At 61.9% G+C, this 14,276-nt stretch carries 10 protein-coding genes, 1 tRNA gene and 1 pseudogene; 7 read left to right on the forward strand and 5 right to left on the reverse strand.

The features are described 5' to 3' along the window. Positions 1-100: 100 nt before the first annotated feature. Both pyk and AC4D2W_RS01450 read left to right on the forward strand, forming a co-directional pair. A complete protein-coding gene (pyk, locus tag AC4D2W_RS01445) occupies positions 101-1,612 on the forward strand; it encodes a pyruvate kinase (protein ID WP_490925138.1) in 1,512 nt (503 codons plus the stop codon). A 381-nt stretch (positions 1,613-1,993) separates the two neighbouring features. After that, positions 1,994-2,383 (forward strand): PLDc N-terminal domain-containing protein, encoded by a 390-nt coding sequence (locus AC4D2W_RS01450; protein WP_490925139.1) that lies wholly within the window; start codon positions 1,994-1,996, stop codon positions 2,381-2,383. Positions 2,384-2,436: 53 nt separating this feature from the next. Here AC4D2W_RS01450 and AC4D2W_RS01455 read toward each other — a convergent pair whose 3' ends face one another. Beyond that, positions 2,437-3,042, reverse strand: coding sequence for an ANTAR domain-containing response regulator (locus AC4D2W_RS01455; protein ID WP_400932021.1), 606 nt, complete (start codon positions 3,040-3,042; stop codon positions 2,437-2,439). A 128-nt stretch (positions 3,043-3,170) separates the two neighbouring features. On the opposite strand from AC4D2W_RS01455, the gene AC4D2W_RS01460 reads away from it, so the two are divergent. Further along, positions 3,171-3,255, forward strand: a tRNA-Leu gene (locus tag AC4D2W_RS01460). 80 nt (positions 3,256-3,335) lie between these two features. Here AC4D2W_RS01460 and AC4D2W_RS01465 read toward each other — a convergent pair. Genes AC4D2W_RS01465 through AC4D2W_RS01480 form a run of 4 tightly spaced genes read right to left on the reverse strand, consistent with a single transcriptional unit; the run spans position 3,336 to position 10,969 of the window. Further along, the gene (locus tag AC4D2W_RS01465; protein ID WP_490925140.1) at positions 3,336-8,165 is read right to left on the reverse strand and encodes a multicopper oxidase domain-containing protein; all 4,830 of its coding nucleotides are present in this window, start codon (positions 8,163-8,165) and stop codon (positions 3,336-3,338) included. A gap of 19 nt (positions 8,166-8,184) precedes the next feature. Beyond that, on the reverse strand, positions 8,185-9,066 hold the full coding sequence (locus AC4D2W_RS01470; RefSeq protein ID WP_490925141.1) for a DUF2182 domain-containing protein: 882 nt from the start codon (positions 9,064-9,066) through the stop codon (positions 8,185-8,187). Beyond that, on the reverse strand, positions 9,026-9,712 hold the full coding sequence (locus tag AC4D2W_RS01475; protein WP_490925142.1) for a DUF1326 domain-containing protein: 687 nt from the start codon (positions 9,710-9,712) through the stop codon (positions 9,026-9,028). Before AC4D2W_RS01475 ends, AC4D2W_RS01470 begins: the two co-directional genes overlap by 41 nt. A gap of 33 nt (positions 9,713-9,745) precedes the next feature. Next, positions 9,746-10,969 (reverse strand): hypothetical protein, encoded by a 1,224-nt coding sequence (locus AC4D2W_RS01480; protein WP_490925143.1) that lies wholly within the window; start codon positions 10,967-10,969, stop codon positions 9,746-9,748. 377 nt (positions 10,970-11,346) lie between these two features. Between AC4D2W_RS01480 and AC4D2W_RS01485 the strand changes: the two genes are divergently transcribed. The 4 genes and pseudogenes from AC4D2W_RS01485 to AC4D2W_RS01500 all read left to right on the forward strand — a co-directional run bounded on the left by AC4D2W_RS01485 (position 11,347) and on the right by AC4D2W_RS01500 (position 14,273). Further along, on the forward strand, positions 11,347-11,469 hold the full coding sequence (locus AC4D2W_RS01485) for a hypothetical protein (RefSeq protein WP_490925144.1): 123 nt from the start codon (positions 11,347-11,349) through the stop codon (positions 11,467-11,469). Between the two features lie 194 nt (positions 11,470-11,663). Next, positions 11,664-11,819: pseudogene (locus AC4D2W_RS01490) on the forward strand (inositol 2-dehydrogenase); the annotation flags it as partial. Positions 11,820-12,170: 351 nt separating this feature from the next. Continuing rightward, entirely contained in the window at positions 12,171-13,166 is a 996-nt protein-coding gene (locus AC4D2W_RS01495; RefSeq protein ID WP_490925145.1) for a substrate-binding domain-containing protein, read from the forward strand. Between the two features lie 60 nt (positions 13,167-13,226). Beyond that, a complete protein-coding gene (locus tag AC4D2W_RS01500) occupies positions 13,227-14,273 on the forward strand; it encodes an ABC transporter permease (RefSeq protein ID WP_490925146.1) in 1,047 nt (348 codons plus the stop codon). Positions 14,274-14,276 lie beyond the last annotated feature (3 nt).

The following is a 14,276-nucleotide window of genomic DNA, read 5'->3' on the forward strand; positions in this document are numbered from 1 at the left end:
GTTTTTTGAGACCAATAACACGGGGCGCAGTGGAAGCTGCCGAAGGTCAGAGCGGCCTGCCTTCATGCGTAATCGCTGCAAGGAGACTAGGCTAGAGCATATGAGACGCGCAAAAATTGTGGCCACATTCGGCCCCGCAATCGCAAGTTATGAAAACACGCTCGCGGTCCTCCGTGCAGGTGTGGACGTTGCTCGCATGAACATGAGCCATGGCGATCACGACGTACATAAGTCCGTCTACGACAACGTGCGCCGCGCTTCGGAAGAACTGGGCAAGCCGGTCGGCATTTTCGCCGACCTGCAGGGACCCAAGATTAGACTGGGACGTTTCGTTGACGGCCCGCATTACCTGAACAAGGGTGACGTATTCACGATCACCATTGAAGACGTTCCCGGCACCAAGGAAATTGTCTCCACCACGCACACCGGCCTGCCCAATGACGTCAACGTGGGGGATACCCTCCTCGTGGACGACGGCAAGGTTTCGCTGCGCGCCACTGCGGTGGACGACGTCCGGGTTGTCACCGAGGTGACCGTTCCGGGTCCCGTCTCCAACAACAAGGGCCTGAACCTGCCCGGTGTTGCTGTGAGCGTTCCCGCCATGAGTGACAAGGATGAGGCCGACCTCCGTTGGGCCATCCGCACCGGCGTTGACATGGTTGCCCTGTCCTTCGTGCGCAATGCCGTTGATGTGCGCCGTGTCCACGAAATCATGGACGAGGAAGGCCGCCGCGTTCCGGTCATCGCCAAGATCGAAAAGCCGCAGGCAGTTGCTGCGATCGAGGAAATCATTGACGCCTTTGACGCCATCATGGTTGCCCGCGGCGACCTCGGTGTTGAGCTTCCCCTGGAAGACGTCCCTCTGGTGCAGAAGAACGCCATTGAGTTGGCCCGCCGCTGGGCGAAGCCGGTCATCGTGGCAACCCAGGTCCTGGAATCCATGATCGACAGCCCGCGCCCCACCCGCGCCGAGGCTTCCGACTGCGCCAACGCCGTTCTTGACGGTGCCGACGCGGTAATGCTCTCCGGTGAAACTTCCGTGGGCAAGTACCCGATCGAGACCGTGACCACCATGGCACGCATCATCGAGTCCACTGAGGAGCACGGCCTGAACCGCGTTCCGGCCCTGGGTTCCAAGCCGCGCACCCGCGGCGGCGCCATCACCCGTGCCGCTGTTGAGATTGCCGACCAGCTGGACGCCAAGTTCGTGTGCACCTTCACCCAGTCCGGAGATTCGGCCCGCCGGCTCTCCCGCCTGCGCCCGAAGAAGCCCGTTCTGGCCTTCACTCCGGTTGCTGAAACCTACCGCTACATGACCCTGTTCTGGGGCATCCAGCCGATGCTGGTGGAGTTCGCTGAGAACACCGACCAGATGACCGCCCAGGTGGACCGCACCTTGTTCGAGAACGACCTCGTGGAACTCGATGACCTCGTGGTCATTGCCGCCGGTTCGCCTCCCGGACAGGCCGGTTCCACCAACTCCATCAAGGTTCACAAGGTTGGGGACATCGCCGACGCCGGTCAGCGCCTCGACGGACAGATGCAGGTCAAGGAGAAGGTTGGCCCGTGGCCGATCAAGAGCTCCAACAAGGGCAAGGCCAAGTCCATCTAGTTTGGATTAAACCGAGTTCTGCCAAGCTGCCCGGCCGGTTCTCCGGCCGGGCAGCTTTTTGCTCACTGTCTATCCAACTCCATACATTGATATCCAGTATTTCAGATATGGAGCATCAGCGCTAAGTTTCGCCAAGCGGGCGGCCGCCCATCCTCGCAGTGCACGCCACCACATAACGGGGCCGCCCCGGAGAAGCTTTGACAGCGGGGGTCTGCGGATACAGGAGTTTTGTCCTGTGCCGCCCGTATATGGCCGGGAAGCATGGTTCTGCTGATGCGGGACGTCAATACTGGAAAGACCTGCGGGGAGACCCCGCCGTCGTCGTGCCGCTGGGGGCTATCGGCAGGCGTAATGCACCCGAAGCGAAAGCGGGAAACCGGTATGGATTTTTGGGACAACTTGTGGAATATCGTCTGGTGGGTTTTGAGCGCTGCGGTGTTCTTTGCCTACCTCTTTGCACTCTTTGCCGTCATCAGTGACCTCTTCCGGGATCAGAGCCTGAGCGGCTGGGCGAAGGCCGCGTGGATCATCTTTATGGTCATCTTCCCGTTCCTGACGGTGCTCGTGTACATCATTGCCCGGGGCAAGGGCATGAACGAACGCGCCATCGACCAGTCCAGGGCCGCTCGGGCATCCACCGAGGACTACATCCGCCGGGTTGCCGCGAGCCCAAGCGACGAGATTGCCAAGGCGCAGGATCTGCTGAACGCGGGATCGATCAACCAGGAGGAATTTGAAATGCTTAAGAGGAGGGCCCTCGCCTTGGCTTAACGGCGGGGCCCTCTTCTTGTCGGCCTGCGCGGCCGGGCGTGCGCTCCGAAACCCTAGTTGACCTGGTTGATGATGGTCTCGGCTACTTCGCGCATGCTCAGCCGGCGGTCCATGGAGGTCTTCTGGATCCAGCGGAAGGCCTCGGGTTCGGTGAGGCCCATCTTGGTGGTCAGGAGGGACTTGGCGCGTTCCACCAGCTTGCGGGTGGCGAACTGCTCCTTGAGGTCGCTGACCTCTTCCTCGAGGGCCTTGATTTCCTCGTGGCGGGACAATGCGATCTCGATGGCCGGGATCAGATCGGCCGGGGTGAAGGGCTTGACGACATAGGCCATGGCGCCGGCCTCGCGGGCCCGGTCCACCAGTTCCTTCTGGCTGAAGGCGGTCAGCAGGACCACGGGCGCAATGCGTGCCTTGACGATCTGCTCGGCGGCCGTGATGCCGTCCATGACGGGCATCTTGACGTCCATCAGGACCAGGTCGGGCTTGAGTTCGGTGGCCAGCGCTACGGCCTTTTCGCCGTTGTCCGCTTCACCCACGACGTCGTATCCCTCGCCTTTGAGAATTTCCACAATGTCGAGGCGGATCAGCGTCTCATCCTCGGCGACAATGACTCGCCGTGCCGGCGTGTTGGAGGGGGCGGGCTCGGTTGACTCAGACACAGGTGCTCCTCAGGGTGCGGTTGGACTGCCGTGTGCGAACTGACAGTTCACAGAAATAGCCTATCCGCATGTACAGTAGATTTGCGCCCAACACGGATTGTGAACTTGTGATTCACACCGCAGGGAATGCCCGAATGGCGGAATTGGCAGACGCGCTGCACTCAAAATGCAGTATCGAGAGGTGTGTGGGTTCGAGTCCCACTTCGGGCACCAAAGGAACAATCGCCCATTGGGCAGCACTCCGGTCTTAGGACCGGGGTGCTTTCTTTTGTGCGGGATGACCGTCGCGGGGCTTATGGATCTTCTCCGGACTCCGCCGGCTGGACCCTGATCAGCCCCCACATGCCTTGGCCAACTGCCCACCGGAACACTCCGCTGCGGTAGGCATGATCGCCCGGATCGGCGACATGGACCGTGAGGTCGCTGGTGTTGCCCGCAGCGAGCCCGGACAATGAGTCGGTCCACGGCCCGTTATTAACCCAGGGTGCGAACCGCCAGGCCAGCCCATGAAGAGTGAAGGTGTGGTTGCGCGGCTTGTCGGCGGCACAGACCAGACGGACCCACAGGTCATCCCCGGGGGCTGCGGTAAACGTTGGTGTCGGTGGGTTTTCCACTGCCAGGCGTTCAGAGGTGTTCACCAGAGCCGCACGGTAGTTGATGCCCTTCTGGCCGGCGTCCTCCGGATCGTCTCCCGGTACGACGTCGCGGACCGGCAGATCGGGATCACCGGCAATGAAGTGCCGGAGTCCATCCTGGAAGAAAATGACCATTTCCCGGGCAACCGGATTCCCGTCTCGGTCGACAATGTTGGCAGCAGGTCCCCACCAGTTCCCCTCAGGGGCACAGTCGGCCGGCTCGACCACCAGAGCCCCGACGAGGCCATGGTGGCGGTGGTTGCGGATATCGCCCATGTCATGCAGGTAGCAGACCTGTCCCGGCCCCTTGGAATGTTTGTCCGGGGCGAGCGCTTTGTCCGCGTACCACCAGTACTCGCGCCAATTGACCTGGGCATGGTCGGCGGTGTGATCCTTCCGCTCTTCGACCTGACCGCCCTCGCGGTGGCTGTCATGGTCCTCGCCGATATTCAGCGCGGAGACCGTGCTGTCGTGGTTGTGGCCGACGTAGGACCCGTCATCGCTGACTACATCGAAGCGCAGCAGCCCCGGGTGCAGCGACACCCGGGGACTGACAACCCTCTCGTCCGGGTAGCCCAACTGGTCGACGTGCTCGATCGGCAGCCGCGGCGGACTGATCTCGGGACCAAAGTCCGGCAGTTGCAGCAGCCCTTCCCGGTCAGGGTCGTCGTCCTTCAGCAGGACTTCGTTGACCAGGGTTAGCCGGATCCATTCTCCCGGATGCGCACGTAGGACCAAGGGTTGCCCCGAAGCATCCACGTTGACTCCCCGCCGGTTGTCCGTCAGCTTGCCTTCCTCATCGAGTTCCCTGCGCCAGCCGTCTGCGTGGGCGTAAATCAAGCCCCAGGGATCAGTGAGCGCGTGCCCGGAATACAGGTGCTCCGTTCGCCGGGCTGCCACCGTGTATTCACGGACCGCGACAGGGTTGTTGTGCGCGTCTACCCACGTGCCCTTGACTAACGTCGGGCGCGGCGGGGCGGGCCGGGTAGCCTTGATAGCTTCCTGCACCTGAAGATGGCTGAGCCCCACCCGGGGCAGCGGACGCAGGACGGCAAGGTTTTGCTCGCTGGGCGCCAGTGCACGCACAAGTCCCCAGCAGCCCAGCCAAAGATCATCCATGGCCGTGAAAGCCCAAAGATGGTCCCCAATGCCGTAGCTGCTGTCGGCAGCAGGATTGATGTCCAGGGTGAAGGCCTCGGATATGCCCACCGTCTGCTGGTTGACTAGCGGCGAGGCAGAGTTGTGCCATTCCTTGCGCCAACGCAGTCCGTGCAGCGTAAAGCTGTGTTGCTCCTCATGCGAGCCCTGGATGAGACGGAGCCGCAGCCGTTCACCGGGGTAGCTGTTGATGATCTCGGTGTCCGGGTCACCGCGGTCCCGGGCAGGGCGGCCGGGTGCGGGTACCGGTTCAGGTTCGGCCGCGATTTCCTCCTCGTCTATGCCGGCCGCTGCAGCTACCGCCTCTTCATTAGCGCCGCGGCTGGAGCTGAACCACTCCGAGGGAGCGTCGCCGCGGAACCTCAGCGGGGCGTTTCGGTAGTTCACGCCCATTGCCCCGGGATCATCGTCGCCGCCAAGCTCGTGTGGCCTGTTCAGCGGAGCGCCGTCAGCACGGTAGAGAGGGATGAAATCCCCGATTGCAAGGCACCCCTCCCGGTAATTAGGCAGCTCTGAGTCTGCCGGCGGTCGAATGACGGCCTGCGGTCCTGTCCAGGCGGCTGTGGTTTGGTCGGGCAGATACCACCGCGATCTCTGGGGCTCTGCGATGAGTGCGGCAAACAAACCGTGCTTTTGACGGTAATTGGCCAGCAGATGGTCGTGAAAGAAACAGGGGCCAAACTCCTCATCAACCACCCACCGGTGCCGGCCAACGTTGCGTGGAGGAAGGCCCGGCTCGTTGGTTCCCACTGCCTCCTGGGAACTGGCTCCGGAAAGATAGTTCCAGCCGGTAGAGGATCCGTCGGCGGCCAGCACATCGAACTTGACCAGATGGACATGCAGTCCGCACTCCACCGGCAATGTTGCCAGGTCAAAATCGTCTGCTGGGAAAGACCCGAGTTCGTTGTGAAAATTCAGTTCGACAATGTCGCCGTGGTTAGCCCGGGGGAAAAACGGTTCGGGCCGGAATGGTGGAGCTTGTTCAGGCGGCTTCAGTCGGGTCTTGTCAACTACAGTGCCATCAGAGGCGAGTGTAGCTACCTGTACGCCGGTGATGCGGTAATGATGGGCGCGGCGGTCGTGCCACCCATTACTGTTGTACTTTGCGTCCGAGGAACGGACTTCGACGTCGTAGGTAAGTATCCGCTGCTCGGGCAGTTCGGCTGAATTGTTCCATTTGCGCGCCCAGGTGTCGAGGTCGACGAACAGGGCTCCCGGGTGCGGGTGTGCGATGCAGCCGGGATCGAAGGCTGCAAGCTCTTTCGCGGAATGCATCGGCATCCGCAACAGCTGCCGCCGGCCACCCAGATCCTGGCGCCGCAGTGCCGGCGGAGGTGGAGACTTCTGTGGATAAACCGCATCCATAAACCAGGGGAAACCCGGCTGTTTGTTGGTTGACGGCGGAGGTATTCGTCCGGGAAGGGGCCTGAGCGCCGGGCACGGAGTCCCGTCGGGGTATGCGCGGTGCCCGTCGACAAGCCGATCAAAGCTGCGCCAAAGACCCCACATACCGTGGTGAAAGTGCGGGTAGAGATGGCAATGCCAGATCACGTCACCGATTGCCTTCTGTCGACTGCCGGAGCCGTACAACGGGTCAATTGTTTGAGCGGTTTGCGGGCCAATGGTTATTGAGTCCAGCAGCTGTGAGCCGCGTTTTCGGCCGTTCTTCCACACCGACGGTGGCGCGGTGTCGGCGGGAACGGCCCGCCACTGATGGACGTGCAGGTGGAAGACGTGGGTTTCTTTGACACCGGCGTGGACAAGACGTATCCGTGCCGGGTCTCCGCGGTATGCGCGGAGAATCGGGGTAACCGGATCGCTGAAAAGCCAGGAGCTGTGGTGCTGTTCTTCTCCCGCCACCCGTTCAAGGAAGGTCCCGTCGGCATCCCGGGCGATCCAGAACACCTCGTTCAGCTCGTCGTCGAGTTCGATTTTCACTGCGGAGAAGTCGATACCCTCCTGACCGGGATCAGGTTCAACCGATGTGGTCTCTGCGTAGCGGCGCATCTTGTGCGGCAGCCTGTTGGGCATTGGCTCGGCCCGGTAGGACAGCGGCATTACCGTGTGTTCACCCGCCAGGTGGTAGCCGCTGTGAATCTCCGGTTCATCATGCAGGAAGACGGTGAACTCCCGGAAGCTGCGCGGGACATTGTCCAGATGGAAGTCCACGAATGCCTGATGCTTCGGATCGAGTTTCCCGTTTTCTTTGTACGGGTGCTCGTTGGGCGGGATGATGTCGACGTACATTCCGTCATCAACTGTGTCCCCGGTTTCCGGATCCTTCCAGGTATAGCCGGGTGGCTCGACCACCAGAGCACCGAACAGCCCGTGCACGTTGGTCCCCTCCTCGGTGCCGCGAACATCACCGAGATCATTGATGGGCCAGACCCCTTCGTGATCCGCGCGCCAATAATAGGTTCGCGGATTCTCACCGAAACATACGGTGCTGTCGTAGTTCCTGCCGACGTGGGCGCCGTCGCCGAAACGCACGCCGCTGTCGTATGCCCCGTCTGAGTCCACGCCGCCGAGGCCTTCGGCCTGCAGATGCAGTCCTACCCGACGGCCTTTGATCTCATTCTGCAACCGAACCTGCAGGGTCTCCCCGGCACACGCCCGCAGTACCAGCGGGCGGACAAGCGGGATCGGTTTAAGCGGGTTGAAGCGGTCATAGGCTGGTGCGTGTTCGTCGGTGACCTGCGCGCTCCGGTGATCGTTGAGCATCAGTTGCCGGACACGCTGCGGGGGCAGATTGCCGGCCGGGAGGGAGGCCGCCATCAGGTCAAAGGCTTTGTCTATAGCTGCGAGCCTGACGGTGATGGCCGCGTCGACGCTCTTGAGGGCCTGCTGCCAGGAAAGCCGCCACCCACTGAGTATCAGCGGGTCCGCAACAAGTTTGGTGATCTGCCCGCGCGTGAGCTCCTTGAGGGCCAAACAAACTTCCTCGACTGTGGCCAGATAATTTTGCCGGACAGCCCGCCGTCGGGGGTCCAGATGTTCTCCCCGGGTTTCAGGGTCCTCCCTGTCGGGTTCCTCCGCATCCGCGCCCAGCTCGGCCAGCAGGGCGTGGTCCCCGGCATTGCCGCCGGCCAGCTTGGCCCGCATCCGGCTGAACCGTTCCAGACCGTCAACCACCAATTGGATGAGCTGGCGCCGGCGGTGCAGGCGCGGCAGCAAGTTGTCATTCTCCTCCCACTGCTCTGATATGAACTGCAAAAGCGGTTTGTACTTCTGTAAGGCGAAGAGCATTCCGTTGGGATCATGGTCTCCGTCCTTCGTATAGACGATCGGCAGTGACATCGCTACGACGTTGTAAGTCCGGGAAGTCAGCATTTGGGGTACCTCACAAAGATCAAGTAGTGGCAACAGGCAGTGCCCGGAGCGCAATCAGCACCCCAAACAGGAGCAAGGTGAATCCCGCCGGGATGACCAGCCGTCGGCCCCAAGAAACAAGGCGTTCGGCGGCCATTACGACCGTAAGCATCACCATGACTGGCAGAACCGCTGCGCCGACCGCCAGCGAAACTGCCATAAGGGCCCAGCAACAGCCAACGCAGGACACCGCATAAGAGCTGCTGAGCCTGATCATTTCCGCGGCTGGACTCCGGCGACCGCTCCAATGCGCAAGGGCGAAACTGCGGGGGCTCCTGCACGCACGGAGGCAGGCACGCTTCAGAGGGGAGAACTGATAGAGGCCCGCGGCAACAAGGACTCCGCCGGTGACGAACGGGGCCGCACGATCACCCCAGGATTGCTGCTGGACTACGGCATGCAACATAGCGTCTCCGCCGAGCATGAGTGCGCCAACGACCACCCAAATGGCGATGAACGCCCCGACCCCGAGAACCAGGAGTGACAGGCTGTGGCGTTGCTGAGCTGTGAGGCTTCGCATTGTCTGCACCAGGGGGAGTGCGGGAGGCAGCATCATGGCCAGGATCATCAGAAACCAGCCGCTGAGCACCAGCAGCGTCACTGAATACAGCTCTGATCCCCCGGCGTGCGTCCCATGGCTTGTAGGGTCATGGTTTGTAGGGTCATGGCCGGCCTCGGTGTCAGGCAGAAGGGCACCAAGTGCGTGGTGATCCAGTGAGGTGCCGTGAGTGAAAGCAATGGTGACCCAGGCGGCGGCCGCAAGGGCCAAGATCGTGAGGGTTAGCGTCCGTTCAGTGATTCTTTGTGGAGGGCCGCTGAGGCTACCCGCGAGATTCGTCATCGGAATCACTGCCTGAATCATTGAAGGTGTAAAAGAAAGAACCCCGCATGCCGGAACGGCCCTCCACGGTCAAAGTGCCTGCGGGCAGGGCACCCACGTTGACAGCAAAGTCGTGTCCCTGCTGAGCGATGACTGTGGGTTGCCCAACAGGAATTCCGAGCTCCTTATCGAGGGCGGTATGTTTCAGGGTCAGCGGGTCTGTGCCTTCATCGAACATTTTCGGTTCACCGGTAGCCAGGATCACCGGGACTTCCGGGTTGCCGGTGTGGACGAGCACCTGCCATTGTCCGTCGTCGGCTGGGTCCACGGAAATAGTGGCCCGTTCGCTTCCGAGAACCACACCGCTGACCGCAGCCAGGCCTTTCAGCGGCCCGCCAATCCGTCCGCTGAAGACCTCAGTCAGCTCCCGGAACTGACTCTCACTGGCTGCGTGATCGATATACAGCATGCTGGTTGTGTTGGTGCTGGCACGGCGGTTACCCGAGTGGCTGGAGACACTGACGATTCGGCGGCCGGCAATGTCGATTCCATTCAGCTTCCCGCCGTCGATGTCCCAGGCAACAAGTCCGGTGCAGTGGCCACCGACCGGATCATCGTCAACCCAGCACGGACAAATCACAGTACAGTCGCAGGCCTCAATGAAAGTGCCGAAAAGTGTATAGCTCATGACGTGCCTCGGTTCAGAAAAGGCTCGATATCTTCAGTTCACACCGGTCACGGCCCGAGTGGTGGATCCGCCGAGGGCGGAGGCAACGGTCACGGTAGCAGGGGGAGCGGTGATGCCGGGGATGGGTCCCGGAGGGTTGTCGGTCAAGTCATCACCGGACACGGTGAGGGCCGGCGCGGCAACGGCGTCGGAAGAGACGGCTGTGACCGTCAGTGTTTGGGTCAACGGGTCGTAGCTGGCACCGCTGACATCCACGGCGTCAGTGACGGCGCCGGTGGCTCTGCTGGGTGGCACATCACCGGCGTTGGTGACTGTTACCGAGGTTGGCACTGTTGTGCCGGTATTGACCCGGGCGTAGTAGCTGCCGCCGTTGCCGTTGAGTGCGGTATCGGGTACTCCTGCGCCACTAACGGTCAGGGTTTGGCCGGGCTCCGAGTCGACAAAAACGTCCAATGCGACATTTCCGGCCGCATCGCGGGCGTAAGCGGCTCGATCGAGCCCGACTCCCACAACAGTGGCCAGGCGTCCCTGGACGGTGAAGAGATTGGTAAATGCCTTGTCGGGGTTTCCGGGGTCATCAGGATCCCGGGGTCCGTTCCCCTCGGAAATGTTGGTGCCTTTAATGCGAATGAAGTTCGTTCCGAAGGGGCTTCCGGTGATCGTATGCGCAAGAGACCCGTCGCCCAAGTACCCTGCGGGGGGATCCGGTTCACCGGGTCCCCTGGCTGCGCCGGACGTCCACTTCAGGAATGGTGCAACGTTCCCGGACAGGGCATCCTCGAACTGCAGTGGTGCCACACCGATGTCTTCGGTGACAAAGACCCGGCCACGATCGTCAGCTTCTTTTTCAATCTGTCCGAACGGATGCGTAATTACGTAGTTGCTCAGAGGTACACCATCATCGATTCTGCACCGTATCCGGGCGAAGACGATTTGCTGCCCGTCGACAACTGCTCCGGTTCCGGCGAAAGTCGCCTCTAGGGCGAGGACCACTCTGGCCCGGCCGCGGCGCGTGCCGCCGCCGGTGACCATCCGGGCTTCGGCCAGCCAGTAAAACGATTCATCCGGCAGTTTGGCGGGAGCGCCCAACCGGCTGGAGTTGAAAATCTCCTCAATTCCCACTGCCGGAGTGTTCACGTCAGTGGAGGACAGCGCTTGTTCGAGCCGAACGCCAGCAGAATCCTTGTACCACAGCGGAAAGCCGGTTTTCGGGTTGACGGGACCCACCGAAACCAAATGTTCGGGATTCTCCAGCATGACAGGCCCTCCTGGCATCGACCACGTTTGAAGCCGCTTTGCTGAGGGTGCAACACGTCTCCAAGGGCCGCGGCGGGACCGTGTGCGAGGTGCGGCGATAGTTCCAACATCCGGATTGTCCGTACGGCTAATTACCGCTGCCGTGCTGTCCTCTCGACAAAAACGCTAGCCCTCTGATACGGCCGTGTCAGCCCTGAGCGGAATTCTTTTTTTAATTTCTGGTTTTGGAGCCATCAGGTGACGAAGCAAGGCCCTTGACCGCGTCAAGTTCCAGCGGCAGGGATGGGCATATGGCTTCAGCCATGCACCAGAAGGATGGCACCGGCCGCCACAGCAGAAGGTCAGCGGTCCGCAGTGGCTCCGGATGTCCTCGCCACGTGGCGGATCAGCGTGACGTCTATTCGCGGGGCATCGGGGTGGGCCTCGCGGAGGAACTACCCATGGATGTACTCGGCGCAGCGGAAATCTTCCCGTCCACCTTCTTCGTACCGTTCGCATGAGCCGGAGTCTGTGTTGCTGTCATCGGGCCGGCCGCATGGGCGTCAACAACATCCGGCGCTTGGTCCGCTGCTGGCCCCGCCGAACCCACGGAGCGGACGTGAGCACGAGGAGGCATGTACACAGTGCTTGCCCGCGACCTCCCGATCCTCTGCGGCAAGCCGCTAACCCGGACGCCGAACCTGCCTATGCCGCCACTTTGCCGGGATTCATCAACGAGACGCTGATCAGTGATTCGGTGCTGCATGAGTTTGACGCCGTGTGGTTCCTAACCGATGAAGAAATCACATCAGTCCAGGTGCGCCTGGGCATGCCCAGCCGCGCCGCTCCGCCAGGGCTGAATGACCCTCAGCAGTAAAACGATGCCGGCCCACCGTCGCCGTCGAGATCGATTCCAAATCCCTGCCCGATCACTCGGCCCGATATGCCGGTCCACCCAGCGCCGGACATCGAGGCGGGTCAGGGGTCCGGCGGATCCGGCGGATCCGGCGGTAGAGCGGATCATCACTGATCAGCCCGCGGCACGGGTCCGCAGATTTCGGTTCTCCGATTTGCAAAAAAGTTGCCGGCATGTCTTGACAATTCTTTGAATTGGTGGAGGAGGTCGCTATATTTGTGTTCAGAGAGCCCAAGCTGGGGCGACGTGCCTCCGGCTGTGGGCCGCTGACCACGGGGATGGGCCACGAAGACGAAGGAGACTCTCGTGTCACACAACCTTTCCCTGCGGAAACTGGCGGCTGCAGCAGTGCTGGTTCCGCTCCTTGCCGTAGGTGCCTGCTCCAGCTCAGGGGGACGCTCCCCCGAAGCGGACAGCGGCAACGGCGGCACCGTCGCCGACACCGACCGCATCAAGATCGCGCTCATCACCCACTCCGGCCCCGGAGATACCTTCTGGGACATTGTGCGCAAGGGCGCGGAAGAAGCCTCGGCAAAAGACAACGTGGAACTGCAGTACCTCTCGGATCCCGAGGGCGGCCGGCAGGCCCAGTTGATTGAACAGGCCGTGGAACAGAACGTGGACGGAATTGCCGTCACCCTGGCCAAGCCGGATGCAGTGGCTTCAGCTCTCGCTAAGGCAGAGGCCGCCGGGATTCCCGTGGTGAGCCTGAACTCCGGGGAGGACAGGTCCGCGGAACTCGGAGCCTTCACCCACTTTGGTTCCAACGAACGCCTCGCCGGAGAAGCCGTGGGACAGCAGCTGGCAACGGATGGCTACACGCATCCCATCTGCGTCATCCACGAGCAGGGCAACGTGGGACATGAAAACCGATGCGCGGGCGTGAAGACGGAAGTACCCGGCACCGAAATCCTGTACGTCCAGGGAAGCGACATGACCCAGGTGGAGTCCACTGTGACGGCCAAACTGCAGGCAACCGCGGATGCCGACGTCGTCGTTGGCCTGGGTGCCCCTTACACGCTGACGATCCTCAAATCCGTGGAAGCCTCCGGAAGCGGCGCCAAGGTGGCGTCCTTCGACCTGAACCCCGACCTGGCGGACAAGATCGTCAGCGGCGATGTTGTCTTCACGGTTGACCAGCAGCCGTGGCTGCAGGGATACGGCGCGGTTGACGCGCTCTGGCAGCACACACGCGGCGGGTTTGAACTTGGCGGCGGCCAGCCGGTCCTCACCGGGCCCACCATCATCGATTCCTCGAACGCCGAGCAGGTCGCAGAATTCGCCGCGGACGGTATCCGCTGATGTCTTCCTCCAGACCGGCCTGCACTTCAGAGACAAACCCGGGGAAAGCGGCACGCAGAAATGGCTAGTTCAGTTCAGGTCTCCCCTCCGTCGTCCGACGAACGGGTCGGCGGCAAGAGCCCGATTGCCAAAATGCTGGGACGCCCTGAGATCGGCGCCCTCGTAGGGGCCATCGCCCTTTTTGTCTTGTTCTCCGCCGTTGCCCCGGTGTTTCTCCAGCCAGGGTCCATTGCCACTGTCCTGTACGGAGCCTCCACCATCGGAATCATGGCGGTGGGAGTTTCGCTGCTGATGATCGGCGGCGAGTTTGACCTCTCCACCGGTGTCGCCGTGATCAGCTCAGCCCTGATGGCCTCACTGTTCAGCTGGTATTTCTCGACCAACGTGTGGGTGGGAGTGGTGCTGGCGCTGGTGATGTCACTGGCCGTCGGCTTCGTGAACGGCTGGATCCTGGTTAAAACCAAGCTTCCGTCCTTCATCGTTACGCTGGCATCCTTCCTGATGCTCACCGGCCTGAACCTTGGCCTCACCCGGGCCATCGGCGGAAGCGTCGCGTCGCCCTCCATCTCCAACATGGACGGCTTCGACTCTGCCAAGGCCGTCTTTGCCTCGTCGGTTACCCTCGGAGGCGTTGAGGTCCGGATCACCGTCTTCATCTGGATTGCCCTGGTGGCCGTGGCGTCGTGGATCCTGCTGCGGACCAGGATGGGCAACTGGATTTTCGCAGCCGGCGGAGACGATTATGCGGCCCGCGCCGTCGGCGTTCCCGTGGTGAAAACCAAGATCGGGCTCTTCATGGGCGTTGGCTTCTGCGCGTGGATCCTTGGGATGCACAACCTGTTCGCGTTCTCCACCGTGCAGTCCGGAGAAGGCATCGGCAATGAATTCCTGTACATCATTGCTGCTGTGATCGGCGGCTGCCTGCTCACCGGCGGCTACGGGTCCGCCATCGGCGGGGCGATTGGCGCCTTCATCTTCGGCATGGCCAACAAGGGCATCGTCTACGCGGAGTGGAACCCTGACTGGTTCAAATTCTTCCTCGGCCTGATGCTGCTGTTGGCCACCCTCGTGAACCTGGTGGTCAAACGCCGGGCCGAACAAAGTTAGCGG

The organism is Arthrobacter sp. TJ-58, from assembly GCF_058269295.1.